The following is a 14,404-nucleotide window of genomic DNA, read 5'->3' on the forward strand; positions in this document are numbered from 1 at the left end:
GTTTAGATTAAATATTTTAGAGAAAAACAAAAAAATATTTAAATAAAGAAGAAGGCTTGAAATGAATAACAAAGATTTACAAGAAAGAAAAAACAAAGTTTTCGCAAGAGGTCAAGGAAATGCTTATCCAGTATATGTAAAGGAAGCAAAGAATTCTGAAATATGGGATGTTGAAGGAAATAGATTTATTGATTTTGGTACAGGTATTGCTGTTTGTAACACAGGACATAGTCATCCAAAGATTATTGAAGCAGTAAAAAATCAAATTGAAAAATTTAGTCATACTTGTGTAATGGTAAATCCATACGAAGTAGCAGTTGAATTAGCAGAAAAATTAACAAAATTAGCTCCAGGAGAAACTGAAAAAAAAGCAATTTTTGTTACAACTGGAGCAGAAGCTGTTGAAAACTGTGTAAAAATTGCAAGAGCACATACAGGAAGAAGAGGAGTTATCGCATTTAATGGTGGTTTTCATGGTAGAACAAATCTTACAATGGCACTAACTGGAAAAACAATGCCATATAAAAAAGGTTTTGGACCATTCCCTGCTGAAATTTATCACTTACCATATCCAACAGAGTTTAATAATACATCTGTAAAAGATACATTAGTAGCACTTAAAAATCTTTTTAAAGCTGATATTCTACCTGAAGATGTAGCTGCAATTATAATTGAGCCTATCCAAGGAGAAGGTGGTTTTTATCAAACTCCTGTTGAATTATTAAAAGAACTAAGAGCTATTTGTGATGAGCATGGAATTATTTTAATTTTAGATGAAATTCAAACAGGTTTTGCAAGAACTGGAAAAATGTTTTGTACGGAATACTCAGGAATTGAACCTGATTTAATGACTATGGCAAAAGGTATTGCTGGTGGTTACCCATTATCGGGTGTAGTTGGAAAAGCTGAAATTATGGATACTCCAATACCTGGTGGACTTGGCGGAACTTATGGTGGTTCACCAGTTGCTTGTGCTGCAGGTTTAGCTGTATTAGATGTAATTGAAGAAGAAAACTTAATTGAGAGAGCAAATGAGGTTGGTGCAATTTTTAGTAAAAGACTAAATGATTTAAAAGCAAAATTTCCAGACTTAATTACTGATGTAAGAAATAAAGGTGCAATGATTGCACTTGAACTTATGAAAGATGGAGATATTTATAATCCAAATGTAGAATTAACTAAAGCAATTACTGCAAATGCAGTTGAGCATGGATTAGTTTTATTATCTTGTGGATTTAATAGTAATGTTATTAGATTTTTACCAGCACTTACTATTAGTGATGAAACATTAAATGAAGGACTTGATAAATTTGATGAACTTTTTACAAGTTTAGTGAAGTAAGTTAACTTATATATAGGAGGTGTATTCTGAAATATCTATCTATGGAAGCTTTAGAGAAATAAGTTTTCATTTATTTTATGAAAAACAAAAACTAAAAAGGAGACGAACTAATGTTAAAATTATTTTCAAGCATTAAAAGAAATTTAATGACAACATCAATTGTTGCATTATTAGGAATTATGTTTATGGTTGATACTGCAACAGCAGCTCAACATAACTGGAGATTTTCAAATCTATATGGTAGAGGTACTGCTTTTGGTGAGCTTTATCAACAATTAGCAAAAGATATTGAAAAAAATACAAATGGTGAAGTAAAAGTACAAGTACTTTTTTCAGGTGAAGGTGTTGGGGCATCAGGACTATTAGGAGCAACTAAATCTGGTCTGATTACTATGGCTGCACCATTTCAATCAATGCATGCTGGAGAATTACCTGCAGGTATTGTTGAAATTGGACTTCCAGGGGGAACTGCAGATACTGATGAACTATATAAACTTTTCCATGAAGATGGTTGGGATAAAATACTTAAAAAAGCTTACGGATCTCAAGGTTTAACTTGGTTAGAACCATATATTCAACCTCCTGTATATATTATTACAAAAAAACCAATTGAATCAGTTGAAGACTTCAAAGGTTTAAAAATAAGAGCTCCTGGAGCATATGGTAAGTTTTTAAGAAAACTAGGAGCTTCACCTGTTTCTTTAGCTTGGAGTGAGATTTATACTAGTTTGGCTACTGGTGTTATTGATGGTTCAATTGGTTCTAATATGATTGACCATAGAGATGGAAACCACGTTGAAGTTGCTAAATACATGTATAAACTACCACTTGCTGGTGCACAAGTTTTACCAATTGTTGTTAATAGAAATGCTTGGAACAAACTTAATGATGCTCAAAAAAAAGGTGTTTATGAAGCTACTGTAGCTCATGCAAAAGCTCAATTAAAAATGGGTAGAAAATGGGAAAAAGAAGCTGTTGCACAAATGGAAGCAAAAGGTCTTAAATGGTCTCCTGAACCATCAAAAGCTGATAAAGAAGCTTGGAAAGAAGCAGGAGCTGGTTTATGGGAAGAGTATTCATCAAAAGACAAATATAGTAAACAATTAATTGATGTTTTGAAAAAAAATGCTCAATAATTAGTTTAGGCTAAATTATGTTAAAAAAAAGCTTACAAATATTTTGTATAGTAATTGACAAAATTATTATGTGGTTTGGCAAAGTGGCATCATATCTGATGCCTCTTCTTGCCTTTATAGTTGTATATGAAGTAATTGCAAGATATATTTTTGATGCACCAACAATTTGGGCCTATGATTTATCTTTGTTCTTATTTGGTTATATTGCAGCTTTAGGAGGAGCTTATGCTCAACAGAAGAGATCTCATATTAATGTAGATATCTTATATTTATCAGTTTCTCCTAAAGTTAAAAATATTTTCAACATCATATCTTTCTCTCTTGGAGTCTTTTTCTTAATAATCATATTTTATATGGGTGTTACAAAATTTAATGAAGCATTAGAATATGGATATAGAAGACAAAGTGAATGGGCACCACCAATGTGGCATTTTTGGCTTATGTTATGTGTTGCAAGTGTTTTGTTTAGTCTACAATTGATTAGAGATATTATAACTGAGAGCTATAATTTAATTACTGGTTCTCCATTAGTTGATGAAAAGGAGATAAAAGATGAGTGTTGAATTATTAACTGTTATCTTATTATTTTGCATTTTAATTTTCTTTGCATTAGGAGCACCAGTAGGATTAGCACTAGGTGGAATAGCAATGCTTGTCGGATACTTCACTTGGGGAGATGGAATTTTTAATGTTATTCCAACAACTGTTGAAGCAACATTTTTTAGCTTCATTTTATTAGCAATCCCTCTTTATATATATATGGGACAACTTCTAACCCACTCCGGAATTGGTGATGCAATGTTTAAAGCAAGTCAAATGATGATTGGAAGAATTAGAGGTTCTCTTGCTATTAGTGTAGTTTTTATTTGTTCTATGATTGGAGCTATGGTTGGTATTATTGGAGCAGGAATTATGAGTTCTGGTAGTATTGCTTTAAAGCCAATGCTTGATGCAGGATACAATAGAAGATTAGCACTAGGTACAATTATGGCAGGTGGGGCATTAGGAATTTTAATTCCTCCAAGTATTCCAATGATTATGTTTGCAGCCTCTACACAAAATTCTGTAGGAAGAATGTTTTTAGGAGCTATGGTTCCTGCACTTGTAACTATTACTTTACTAATTGCTTATATAGTAATAAGTTCAAGATTGAACCCAGAAAATGCACCTTTACTTAGTGAAAACAATCCTGGTTTACCTGAATTAAAAGGTAAAGAAAAATTAAGAGTATTTAGAGATGGTTTTCTGTCTATAGGTTTGATTTTTGTTGTACTAGGAAGTATCATAAGTGGTATAGCAACTCCAACTGAATCAGGGGCATTGGGGGTTGCAGGAGCTATACTACTTGCTATATTTTTTAAACGTTTTAAATTAGGAATGATAAAAACAGTAGGTTTACAAACAGGTATTCTTGTAAGTGTAGCAATGTGGATCATTTTAGGTGCTTCTGTTTTTAGTAATTTTCATTTATTAATGGGAATTCAAGGAATGATTGCTAACTTTACTCATGGACTAGATTTACCTCCAATTATGATTATAATAATGTTTCAATTGATAATGCTATTTTTAGGATTTATTATTGATGAATTTATTATTGTATTAATGTGTGCTCCTTTATTCACACCAATTGCAGTATCTCTTGGATATGATCCGATTTGGTTTGGTGTTTTAATGATTATTAATATTTTAATTGCTGTTCAAACCCCTCCTTACGGCTTTGCACTATTTTATTTAAAAGGTATTGCACCACCTGAGGTTGGAATGGGAGAAATATATAAATCAGTTACACCATTTATTTTAGTTAATTTTACAGTCCTAGTTATTTGTATGGTTTTTCCAGAAATTGTTTTATGGTTACCAGACAAAATTATGGGATAAAGGAAAAAAATGTTCAAAAATATTTTAGTACCATTACATTTAGATTATACAGATAATCATGAAAAACTTTTTGCAGGGGCATTGGAAATTCTAGATAGAGATGAAGGTAAACTTTCACTACTTTATGTTAATGAAAATAAAGCCCATGGTTCTGTTTATCCAATTTTTGATGAAGAAAATGAAAAGCACTATAATCATAGTGCTTTTGTAGAATTAAAAAGAATTGCAAAGAAACACTCTTTACCAGAGGATAAAATATCTTTTAATATTAGAGATGGTTCAGCCCATAGAGAAATACTTGAAGAAGCAAGAAGAATTAAAAGTGATGCAATTGTAATGATGGCAACAAAACCTGGACTTAGTAGTTATTTTATTAGTAGTACACCTGAACGTGTTGTAAGACATGCTGCTTGTTCAGTTTTTGTAATTAGACTTACAGAATATTAAAATTTAAATTATAAATTAAGAGGAAAAGAATGAAAACAATAGAAGTAAAATCACCATATGATGATAGCGTAGTTGGAGAAGTTCCATTTACAAGTATTGAAGGTGTTGAAAAAGCAATTGATATTGCACATGAAAGATTTTTAGATGTTGATAACTGGATTCCTAAGTTTAAAAGAGTTGAAATCTTAGAAAAGCTTATGGAAATTATGTCTTCTCAAGTTGAAGAACTTACTATTCTTTGTGCTAGTGAAGGTGGTAAACCTTACATTGATTCTAAAGTTGAAGTTCAAAGAGCTATCAATGGTGTTAAGATTGCTATTGAGCAAATTGGTTTACAAGAAGGTCATGAAATTGCTATGGGTCATACTGCTTCATCTGCAAACAGAATGGCTTATACTATGAAAGAACCTATTGGGGTTGTTGCTGCTATCTCTGCATTTAACCATCCTTTTAACTTAGCTATTCACCAAGTGATCCCTGCTCTTGCTGTTGGTTGTCCTGTTATTATTAGACCTGCTACTCAAACTCCTATGTCTGCTGTTAGACTTATCGAGTTACTTAAAGAAGCTGGTCTTCCTGATGGTTGGGCTCAAGCTGTTGTTTGTGATAGACAAGGTGGAGAGTTATTAGTTACATCTCCTAAGACTGCTTTCTTTACTTTTATTGGTTCTGGTCCTGTTGGTTGGTATCTTAATTCTAAATCATCTCCTGGTACTAGATCTGCTTTAGAGCATGGTGGAGTTGCTCCTGTTATTGTTGAGCCTGATGCTGACATTGATGCTATGATCCCTGATTTAGGTAAAGGTGGTTTTTATCATGCTGGGCAAGTTTGTGTTTCTGTTCAGAGAGTTTATGTTCATGAATCTATTGTTGATGATGTTGCTTCTAGATTAACTGACTATGCTTCTAAGCTTGTTGTTGGTAACCAATTAGATCCTAAAACTGAAGTTGGTCCACTTATTAACAATGCTGAAGTTGACAGAGTTGAAGAGTGGGTTAATGAGGCTGTTACTAAAGGTGGTAAAATTTTAACTGGTGGTAAGAGAATCTCTAATTCTTGTTATGAGCCTACTGTTATTTTAAATCCTTCTGATGACGCTATTGTTTCTCAGAAAGAGGTATTTGGTCCTGTTGTTATTATTTATTCATACAAAGACATTAATGAGGCTATTTCTAGAGCTAATTCTTTAGATGTTTCTTTCCAAGCTGCTGTATTCACTAAGAACATTGACACTGCTTTAAAATCTGTTAAGAAATTAAATGGTACTACTATTATGGTTAATGATCATACTGCATTTAGAGTTGACTGGATGCCGTTTGGTGGTGCTAAAACTTCTGGTTTAGGTTTAGGTGGTATCCCTGATTCTATGAATGAAATGCAAAATCAAAAAATGATGGTTATTAAATCTCCTGAGTTATAATCCTCTTTTACTTATTTTTACTCTATTGAGAAGAGGAACTCTTTTTTCTCCCTCTTCTCTCTTACCTTACTTTTTTAGGATTAAAAATTGAATCAAATCAAAACATTTTTTAAAAAATATGAAAATAGTCCCACTTATTTACTTATAATTGGACTTATTGCTGCACTTTTTTTCTCTGCTACCTTTCTAATAAATAGAGCAATATCTCTTGATGGTGGGCATTGGTATTGGTCTGCATCCTTACGTTTTTTATTTACTATAATTTTTATATCAATTGGATTTATTTTTTTTAAAGGTTTCTCATATTTTAAATTAGTAATGAATGAATATATAAAAAACTTTAAATTCTGGAGTATAGCAGGAAGCATAGGGTTTGGTTTCTTCTATTCTTTAATTTGTTATGCTTCATATTATTCTCCAGCTTGGATTATTGCTACTACATTTCAATTTACAATTCTAGCCTCATTGTTTGTTCTTTCATTTTTTGGTAAAAAACTATCAAAGAAAATTTGGGCAATAACATTAATGATTTTTATCGGTGTAACCCTTGTAAATATAAGTCATTTTAATATTAATAATCTTGAGCTTTTACTCCTTGGTTTTTTACCAGTTTTAATTGCTGCATTTTCATTTCCTATTGGAAATCAAATGGTTTGGGAAGAGAAAGAAAGAAGAAAAAATAATAATGAAGATATTTCAATAATAAAAAATAGTTTTGTAAAAATCTTTTTACTTACACTAGGAAGTTTACCTTTATGGATAGTTTTATTCTTTATTACTGATTCACAAATACCTAGTAAAGAACAATATATAAATGTTGCTTTAATTACAATATTTTCTGGAATTATTGCAACTTCACTTTTTTTATATGCCCGCTCTTTATGTAATACACCCCACAAGTTAGTACTTGTAGACTCTACTCAATCAGGAGATGTTTTCTTTTCTTTATTAGGAGAATTAATATTATTAAATGTTGCACTTCCTAATACAATAGGAATATTTGGAATAATAATAACCGTTGTAGGTCTATTATTTTTAATAAGACTAAAATAAAATTTAAAAGAGGGAACTTTCCTCTTTTAAATATATATTCTTTCTTTCTTTTTTACAATATGTACTTTACTTTCTAATTCATCATTAATTTTTTCTTTAAAAATTTTCAACCTTTGCTCATCTCCATGAATTAAATAGATACAAAATACATCTTTTAAATCTTTCACAAAATTAATTAAATCCCCTTGGTCTGCATGGGCTGAAAAACCATTAATAACTTCTATATCTGCTTTTACTTTTATATGGGTATCATCTATTTTTATTGTTTCATTTGCACTATCTGATATTTTTCTTCCAAGTGTTCCTGGAACTTGAAAGCCTACAAATATTACTTTATTTCTAGGATCTTGTAAATATCTAACTAAATGGTATTTTATTCTACCACCTTCACACATACCAGACCCAGCAATAATAATTTTAGGACCTGCTACTTCATTGATACGTATTGATTCTTCTTTTAATAAAGTTACTTTTAATTCTTTAAAAGAAAAGGGGTCATTCCCTTCTTCAAAGACTGTTTTTATTTCATCATTCATTAAATAAGGAAACTTCTTAAATACTTTTGTAACATTAGTAGCTAAAGGAGCATCTAAATAAACTGGGATATTTGACAATAAACCTTCTTCACTCATTTGTTTTAATAAATACAATAATTCTTGAGTTCTTTCTAAAGCAAAAGAAGGTAATAAAACAACGCCGCCATTATTTATAGTTTTTAAAATATTCTCTTTAAAACTATTAATTGAAATATTTAAGTCATCATGTAGCCTATCACCATACGTAGACTCTAGAAAAATATAATTACCCTTTTCCCAAGCTTGAACAGAAGAAGTAATAATTCTTGAATCTTGACCTAAATCTCCAGAAAAAATAGCACTTTTATCCATACCATCTTCTTTATATTCAATTTTTAAACTCGCCGAACCTAAAATATGTCCTGCATTTTTAAATGAGATTTTTATGTCTTCTGATAATTGCATACTTTCATTATATTCTAAAAAAGTTCCAAAACATCGTAAAGTTGGTTCCACATCATTTTCATTATAAATTGGGTTTTTACTCTCTTGAATAATTCCAGCTGCATTTGCCAACATTAATTTTGCTATTTCATAAGTAGCTCTTGTAGAGATGATTTTTTTATTAAAGCCTTCTTTAACTAATAAAGGTAATCTTCCAATATGATCTAAATGAGCATGAGTGATAATAACATAATCAATTTCACTAGGGTCAAACTCAAACTCTTCAATATTTAACTCTTCATCTCTTCCTTGAAAGAGACCACAATCAACTAAAATCTTTAAATAACCTACTTCAAGAAGATGACAAGAACCTGTTACTCCTTGAGCTGCACCATAAGACGAATAATAAGCCATAATTTTCCTTTATATTTATAAGGAATGATACAATCTTTTCAATTGATTTATGATTAGATATTTTTTAAGTTTTTTTAATATCATATTAAGCTTAAGGACTATTACAAGATAGTTTTGATATAAGTTCCTATTTGAAAACATTTTATAAGATAATATAATAGGTTCCTATGAAAAGTGGAGCCACTTTGAAAGGAACTTTTATGAATCTTCATGAATATCAAGCAAAAAATTTATATAGAAAATATGATATTCCTACAACTAAAGGTAAGCTACTTACTCACCCTTCTCAATTAGATGATATTCTAAGAAAAATTGGTACTAACAAATGGGTTATAAAGGCTCAAGTACATGCAGGAGGAAGGGGAAAAGCTGGAGGAGTTGTTTTAGTAGACTCAAAAGCTCAAGCAAATGAAGAAGTAAGAAGACTTTTAGGAAGTAGATTAGTAACAAAACAAACTACAAAAGAAGGTCAACCTATAAACTCTATTTATATTGAAGAACCTTGTGATGTTGTTCAACAAATTTATTTAGCATTTATTGTAGATAGAACTACTCAAAGAGTTATGATTATCACATCAAGTGAAGGTGGTGTAGAAATTGAGGAAGTTGCAGATAAAACTCCTGAAAAAATTTTAAGAAACCCTATTAACCCTGTTGTAGGTATTATGCCTGCACAGTGTAGGCAAATTTGTGATGATTTAGGTTTAGATAAAACTTTAAGTGCTCAAATGATTGATATTCTACAAAAAATGTATAAAATGTTCATAAAAAATGATTTATCTTTAGTAGAGGTAAATCCCCTTGTTGTAACAAAGCAAGGTTATTTAATGTGTCTTGATGGAAAAATCCAAGTAGATAATTCAGCTCTTTATAGACAAGCCAAAATAAATGAAATAAGAGATGAATCACAAGAAGATGCAAGGGAATTGAAAGCAGAAAAATTAGACTTAAATTATGTAAGTTTAGATGGAAATATAGGTTGTATGGTAAATGGGGCAGGTCTTGCCATGGCTACCATGGATTTAATTAAAACGCATGGAGCAAATCCTGCAAACTTCTTAGATGTTGGTGGAAGTGTAAATGAAAAAAGAGTTATTGAAGCTTTTGAAATAATCCTTTCAGATGAAAAAGTAAATGGAATTTTAGTAAATATTTTTGGTGGTATTGTAAGATGTGATATTATTGCTTCAGGTATTATTTCAGCCGTTGAGAAAATGAATATTAATATACCAATTGTAGTGCGACTTGAAGGAACAAATGCTAAAGAAGGTTTAGAATTAATTAAAAATTCAAATGTAACAGTTTATGAAGAAGCAAACCTAGACAAAGCAGCAGAAAAAATTATTGAATTAACACAAGGGAAAAAGTAATGGCAATTTTAATTGATAAAAATACAAAAGTGCTAGTTCAAGGTTTAACAGGAGCACAAGCAAGCTTCCATACACAAAGAGCTATAGAATATGGAACAACTGTTGTAAGTGGTGTAGTTCCAGGTAAGCGAGGTCAAAAACACTTAGACTTACCAATTTATAATACAGTAGAATGTGCTAAAAGATTAACTGGAGCAAATGCTTCAATCATTTATGTTCCAGCTCCATTTTGTAAAGATGCAATTATTGAAGCTAGTGAAAATGGTATTGAAACAATTGTATGTATCACAGAAGGTATTCCAACAATTGATATGTTAGATGTTAAAGCAGCTATTGATTTAAATGGTTCTACGCTTATTGGACCAAACTGCCCAGGAATAATAACACCAGGTCAATGTAAAATGGGAATTATGCCAGAATCTATTCATATGTCAGGAAGTGTTGGTATTATCTCAAGATCAGGAACACTAACTTATGAAGCAGTAAATCAATCAACTTTAGCTGGTTTTGGACAAAGTACTTGTGTAGGAATAGGTGGAGATGCTGTTCCAGGAAGTGACTTTATTGATATCTTACAAAGATTTGAGAATGATCCAGATACAAAAGCTATTGTAATGATTGGTGAAATTGGTGGGGCAAAAGAAGAAGCTGCTGCTGAATTTATTAAATCAAATATTACAAAACCTGTGGTTTCTTATATTGCAGGAGTAACTGCACCAAAAGGTAAAAGAATGGGACATGCAGGAGCAATTATTGATGGAAGCAAAGGAACTGCTGATGAAAAATATGCAGCACTTCAAAGAGCTGGTGTGACTACAGTTAAAACTATAACTGCTATAGGTGAAGCCCTAAAGGCTGTTCACCCATAAGTATTAATAACTTAAAGTTGTAAAATCACTATTTAAAAGTTGTTCTGCAACTTTTGCTGGTTTTGCAACATTAATTCCTTCTAATAATACTGATTTGTCTTTATTTGCATTTGGTAAATATAAAGGACAAACCTCTACTTTTGCTCCATTTTTCATAATAGCTTGTAACATCATTTTAGGACTTTTACCTTTAGGTTTTAGTTTTTCACTTTTCATTCCTTTTACAGCTAAATCCCCTGCTTTTGAACAAAGTGTCATATTTACTTGTTTACCTTGCTTTAAAGTCATTAAAGACAATACCATTGCCATTTGCTGAGTTTGTGCATCTGCTGCTGTTAAAACTACATTTAATCCCTTTTTAGCTTCTGCTGCAAATGAGCTTGAAGCCAATAAAGAAAAACATAAAGCTGATAGAAATACTACTTTTTTCATCTTTTCTCCTAATAATAGTCATTCTCATAAATGAGTGCTTACAGTATATTTATTTTAATCTTATATTATAATAAATATTTATAAATATATTATTAGTTTTACTTATATTATAATTTTCTAATTGATATATAACCTAATAAAAATAGATTTTTTTGTATAATACAAAAAATTTACATGAAAGTAAAAAATGAAATTAACGCAAGAACAACTACAACAATTCCAAAAGGATGGTTTTTTAATTCTTAAAAATTTTGCTAATCCTAAACTATGTGATGAAATATTAGAAAAAGCAAAAAAACATCTAATAAAAAAACAAGCTCCAATAGAAACAGAACAAGAATATATGAGTCTAAATGAAGATAAAATTACAGTTAGAAGATTAAGACAAGTATATGATAGAGAAGAAATTTTCCAAGAGTGGATGACAGATAAGGAAATAAGACCAATTTTAAAACAAATCTTAAATGATACTCCTGTTTTAACTTTAGCACATCACAACTCAATAATGACTAAACTTCCCCATGAAAGTACAAGAACTTATTGGCATCAAGATAGAAGATATTGGCATTTTGAAAATGATGATTTAGTATCAGTTTGGTTAGCTTTAGGAGATGAATATTTAGAAAATGGTCTTTTAGAATTTATTCCTGAAACACATAAAATAAACTTTACAAAAGCCTGTTTTGATGATGCTGATAATTTTTTAGATGAAAATGAAGAAAATAAAAAAATCATAGAAAAAAGAACTCACCAAAATCTAGAAAAAGGTGACATTGTATTATTTCACTGTAAAACACTTCACCATGCAAGTAAAAATACTACAGATGAAGCAAAAATATCTTTTGTATATACTGTACGTGCAAAAAGTAATAAACCACTTAAAAATACAAGAAGTGATTTTAAGGAAATAGTTCTTGACTAAAGATTTGTTAGAGTTACTTAAAGAGAAAACACAACTACCAACTTCTGTTATAAAAAATATAATCAACCTTCTAAATGAAGGCTGTACTATTCCATTTATTGCTAGATATAGAAAAGACTTAACAAACAATGCAAGTGATGAAGCATTAAGAGCTTTTGAGGAAGTTTATTCTTACTCTCAAAAATTACTTTCACGTAAAGAAGAGATAATCTCTATTTTAAAAGAGAAAAACTTTTTAAATGACAAAGTCTTATCACAATTAAGTGAAGTAACAACTTTACAAGCAGTAGAAGATATCTACACTCCTTTTAAAGATAAAAAATCTTCAAGAACAAGTAAGGCTATAGAGAATGGTTTAGAGCCTTTAGCAAATATTATTCAAAGTTTAAAATACACTAAAGAAGAAGTTTCACAAAAAGCAAAACAATTTTTAAATAAAGAAGTTACATCTACTGAAGATGCTATAACTGGTGCAAAAGATATTATAGCTCAAAGATATGCCGATGATTTTAAATCAAAAGAGATAATAAGAAAGCTAATCTCAAACTGGGGAACTATAGAGATAAAAGAAGGGAAAGAGTTTCAAAAAGATGGTCTTTACTCAAACTTTCTGGAAAAAGAAGAAAAAATAAAATATATTAAATCCCATAGAGCATTAGCAATTTTAAGAGCAGTAAATGAAAAACAATTAACTATTAAAATAAATATTGATGAAAAGCATATTTTAGAAAATATTAAAAAATACAAAATCCCTTCTTGGGCAAACTCTTCAAAAGAGATTGTATTTGATGCCTATAAAGATGGACTAAAAAGACTTTTGCTTCCTAGTTTAAAAAGAGAAGCTCTTACAACTTTAAAAGAAAAAGCAAGTAGCGAAGCTATTGAACTTTTTGGTAAAAACTTAAAAGAGTTACTCCAAACAGCACCATTAGTAAATCAAGTTATTTTAGGGCTTGACCCAGGATATAAAACTGGTTGTAAATTAGCAGTTATAGATGAAGATGGTTTATATCTTGATTCTACTGTAATTTATCCTACAAAACCTAAAGAAGATTTTACAAACTCTTCTAAAATAGTTTGCTCTTTAATTGAAAAATATAATATCACAGCAATAGCAATTGGAAATGGAACTGCTTCAAGGGAAAGTGCTGATTTTATAGCAAGATTAATCAAAGAAAAAAACCTTGATGTAGACTATAATATAAATTATGCAATTGTTAGTGAAATAGGTGCAAGTGTTTATTCTGCTTCTAAAATTGCACAAAAAGAGTATCCTAATCTTGATGTAACTATTAGAGGAGCTATTTCAATTGCGGCTAGACTTCGTGACCCAATGGCAGCTTTAGTAAAAATAGATCCAAAATCACTAGGTATTGGTCAATATCAACACGATGTAAATCAAAAAGAGTTAGCACTAAAATTAGAAAATACAACAATTGACTTAGTAAATAAAGTAGGTGTTGATATAAACTCTGCTTCATATAAACTACTATCTTTTGTTTCTGGTATTACTGAAAAACTAGCACAAAATATTGTAGAACACAGAGAAAAGATAGGAAAGTTTACTTCAAAAGAAGAACTTCTAAAAGTAAAAGGGATTGGAGCAAAAGCTTATGAACAAGCAGTTGGTTTCTTACGAATCAAAGATGGTAAATCAATTTTAGATAACACTGCTATTCACCCAGAAGATTATGAAGTAACAAAAAACTTGCAAAAAAATTATAAAATAGAAGATATTAAAGAGTCACAAATACAAAGTATATCCAAGGAGCTAGGTTCTTCTTTACTTAAACTAAAAGATATAATTGAAGAACTAAAAAAGCCTGGTTTTGATATCAGAGAAAACTTCAATCAAGTAAAATTTGCTAGCGATGTAACTTCAATAGAGGATTTAAAAGAAGGTTTTATTTTATCTGGAATAGTTAGAAACATAACTGACTTTGGAGCTTTTATTGATGTGGGATTAAAAAATGACGCCCTACTTCATATCTCACAAATATCAAATAAAAGAATCTCTCACCCAAGTGAGGTTTTAAGTATCAATCAAAATTTAGAAAAAGTAAAAGTTTTAAGTGTTGATGTAGAGAAGCAAAGAGTAAGTTTGAGTTTAAAATAAACAAAAAATAAAATTATTTTTTGTTTATTTATACCTACAAATTGT

The 14,404-nt window shown here is 30.2% G+C and carries 13 protein-coding genes; 11 read left to right on the top strand and 2 right to left on the bottom strand.

Annotated features, from left to right (window positions below):
* Positions 1 to 61 precede the first annotated feature (61 nt).
* The 7 genes from gabT to CP965_RS07655 all read left to right on the top strand — a co-directional run bounded on the left by gabT (position 62) and on the right by CP965_RS07655 (position 7,277).
* On the top strand, positions 62 to 1,342 hold the full coding sequence (gene gabT, locus CP965_RS07625; RefSeq protein ID WP_129061504.1) for a 4-aminobutyrate--2-oxoglutarate transaminase: 1,281 nt from the start codon (positions 62 to 64) through the stop codon (positions 1,340 to 1,342).
* Positions 1,343 to 1,452: 110 nt separating this feature from the next.
* Positions 1,453 to 2,478 (top strand): TRAP transporter substrate-binding protein, encoded by a 1,026-nt coding sequence (locus CP965_RS07630; RefSeq protein ID WP_129061505.1) that lies wholly within the window; start codon positions 1,453 to 1,455, stop codon positions 2,476 to 2,478.
* Positions 2,479 to 2,495: 17 nt separating this feature from the next.
* Positions 2,496 to 3,041, top strand: a complete 546-nt coding sequence (locus tag CP965_RS07635) for a TRAP transporter small permease subunit (protein ID WP_129061506.1) — start codon at positions 2,496 to 2,498, stop codon at positions 3,039 to 3,041.
* On the top strand, positions 3,031 to 4,356 hold the full coding sequence (locus CP965_RS07640; RefSeq protein WP_129061507.1) for a TRAP transporter large permease: 1,326 nt from the start codon (positions 3,031 to 3,033) through the stop codon (positions 4,354 to 4,356). Before CP965_RS07635 ends, CP965_RS07640 begins: the two co-directional genes overlap by 11 nt.
* 9 nt (positions 4,357 to 4,365) lie before the next feature.
* Complete coding sequence (locus CP965_RS07645) at positions 4,366 to 4,803, top strand: universal stress protein (protein WP_129061508.1); 438 nt, start codon at positions 4,366 to 4,368, stop codon at positions 4,801 to 4,803.
* Between the two features lie 29 nt (positions 4,804 to 4,832).
* Positions 4,833 to 6,224, top strand: a complete 1,392-nt coding sequence (locus CP965_RS07650; RefSeq protein WP_129061500.1) for an aldehyde dehydrogenase family protein — start codon at positions 4,833 to 4,835, stop codon at positions 6,222 to 6,224.
* A gap of 87 nt (positions 6,225 to 6,311) precedes the next feature.
* On the top strand, positions 6,312 to 7,277 hold the full coding sequence (locus tag CP965_RS07655; protein ID WP_129061509.1) for a multidrug resistance efflux transporter family protein: 966 nt from the start codon (positions 6,312 to 6,314) through the stop codon (positions 7,275 to 7,277).
* Positions 7,278 to 7,303: 26 nt separating this feature from the next.
* Here the strand turns inward: CP965_RS07655 and CP965_RS07660 are convergent, their stop codons facing one another.
* The gene (locus CP965_RS07660; protein WP_129061510.1) at positions 7,304 to 8,650 is read right to left on the bottom strand and encodes an MBL fold metallo-hydrolase; all 1,347 of its coding nucleotides are present in this window, start codon (positions 8,648 to 8,650) and stop codon (positions 7,304 to 7,306) included.
* 200 nt (positions 8,651 to 8,850) lie between these two features.
* Here CP965_RS07660 and sucC point away from each other — a divergent pair, with 200 nt between their 5' ends.
* Both sucC and sucD read left to right on the top strand, forming a co-directional pair.
* The gene (gene sucC, locus CP965_RS07665; protein WP_129061511.1) at positions 8,851 to 10,020 is read left to right on the top strand and encodes an ADP-forming succinate--CoA ligase subunit beta; all 1,170 of its coding nucleotides are present in this window, start codon (positions 8,851 to 8,853) and stop codon (positions 10,018 to 10,020) included.
* Positions 10,020 to 10,889, top strand: a complete 870-nt coding sequence (sucD, locus tag CP965_RS07670; RefSeq protein ID WP_129061512.1) for a succinate--CoA ligase subunit alpha — start codon at positions 10,020 to 10,022, stop codon at positions 10,887 to 10,889. Before sucC ends, sucD begins: the two co-directional genes overlap by 1 nt.
* 3 nt (positions 10,890 to 10,892) lie before the next feature.
* On the opposite strand, the gene CP965_RS07675 is transcribed toward sucD, so the two are convergent.
* On the bottom strand, positions 10,893 to 11,321 hold the full coding sequence (locus CP965_RS07675; protein ID WP_129061513.1) for a hypothetical protein: 429 nt from the start codon (positions 11,319 to 11,321) through the stop codon (positions 10,893 to 10,895).
* 187 nt (positions 11,322 to 11,508) lie between these two features.
* On the opposite strand from CP965_RS07675, the gene CP965_RS07680 reads away from it, so the two are divergent.
* Together CP965_RS07680 and CP965_RS07685 are read left to right on the top strand one after the other, a co-directional pair.
* A complete protein-coding gene (locus CP965_RS07680) occupies positions 11,509 to 12,243 on the top strand; it encodes a phytanoyl-CoA dioxygenase family protein (protein ID WP_129061514.1) in 735 nt (244 codons plus the stop codon).
* Positions 12,236 to 14,359 carry a helix-hairpin-helix domain-containing protein gene (locus tag CP965_RS07685; protein WP_129061515.1) on the top strand — a complete coding sequence of 708 codons (2,124 nt, stop codon included), beginning with the start codon at positions 12,236 to 12,238 and terminating at the stop codon, positions 14,357 to 14,359. Before CP965_RS07680 ends, CP965_RS07685 begins: the two co-directional genes overlap by 8 nt.
* Positions 14,360 to 14,404 lie beyond the last annotated feature (45 nt).

The organism is Halarcobacter mediterraneus (assembly GCF_004116625.1).
In the GTDB taxonomy this organism is placed as follows: domain Bacteria; phylum Campylobacterota; class Campylobacteria; order Campylobacterales; family Arcobacteraceae; genus Halarcobacter; species Halarcobacter mediterraneus.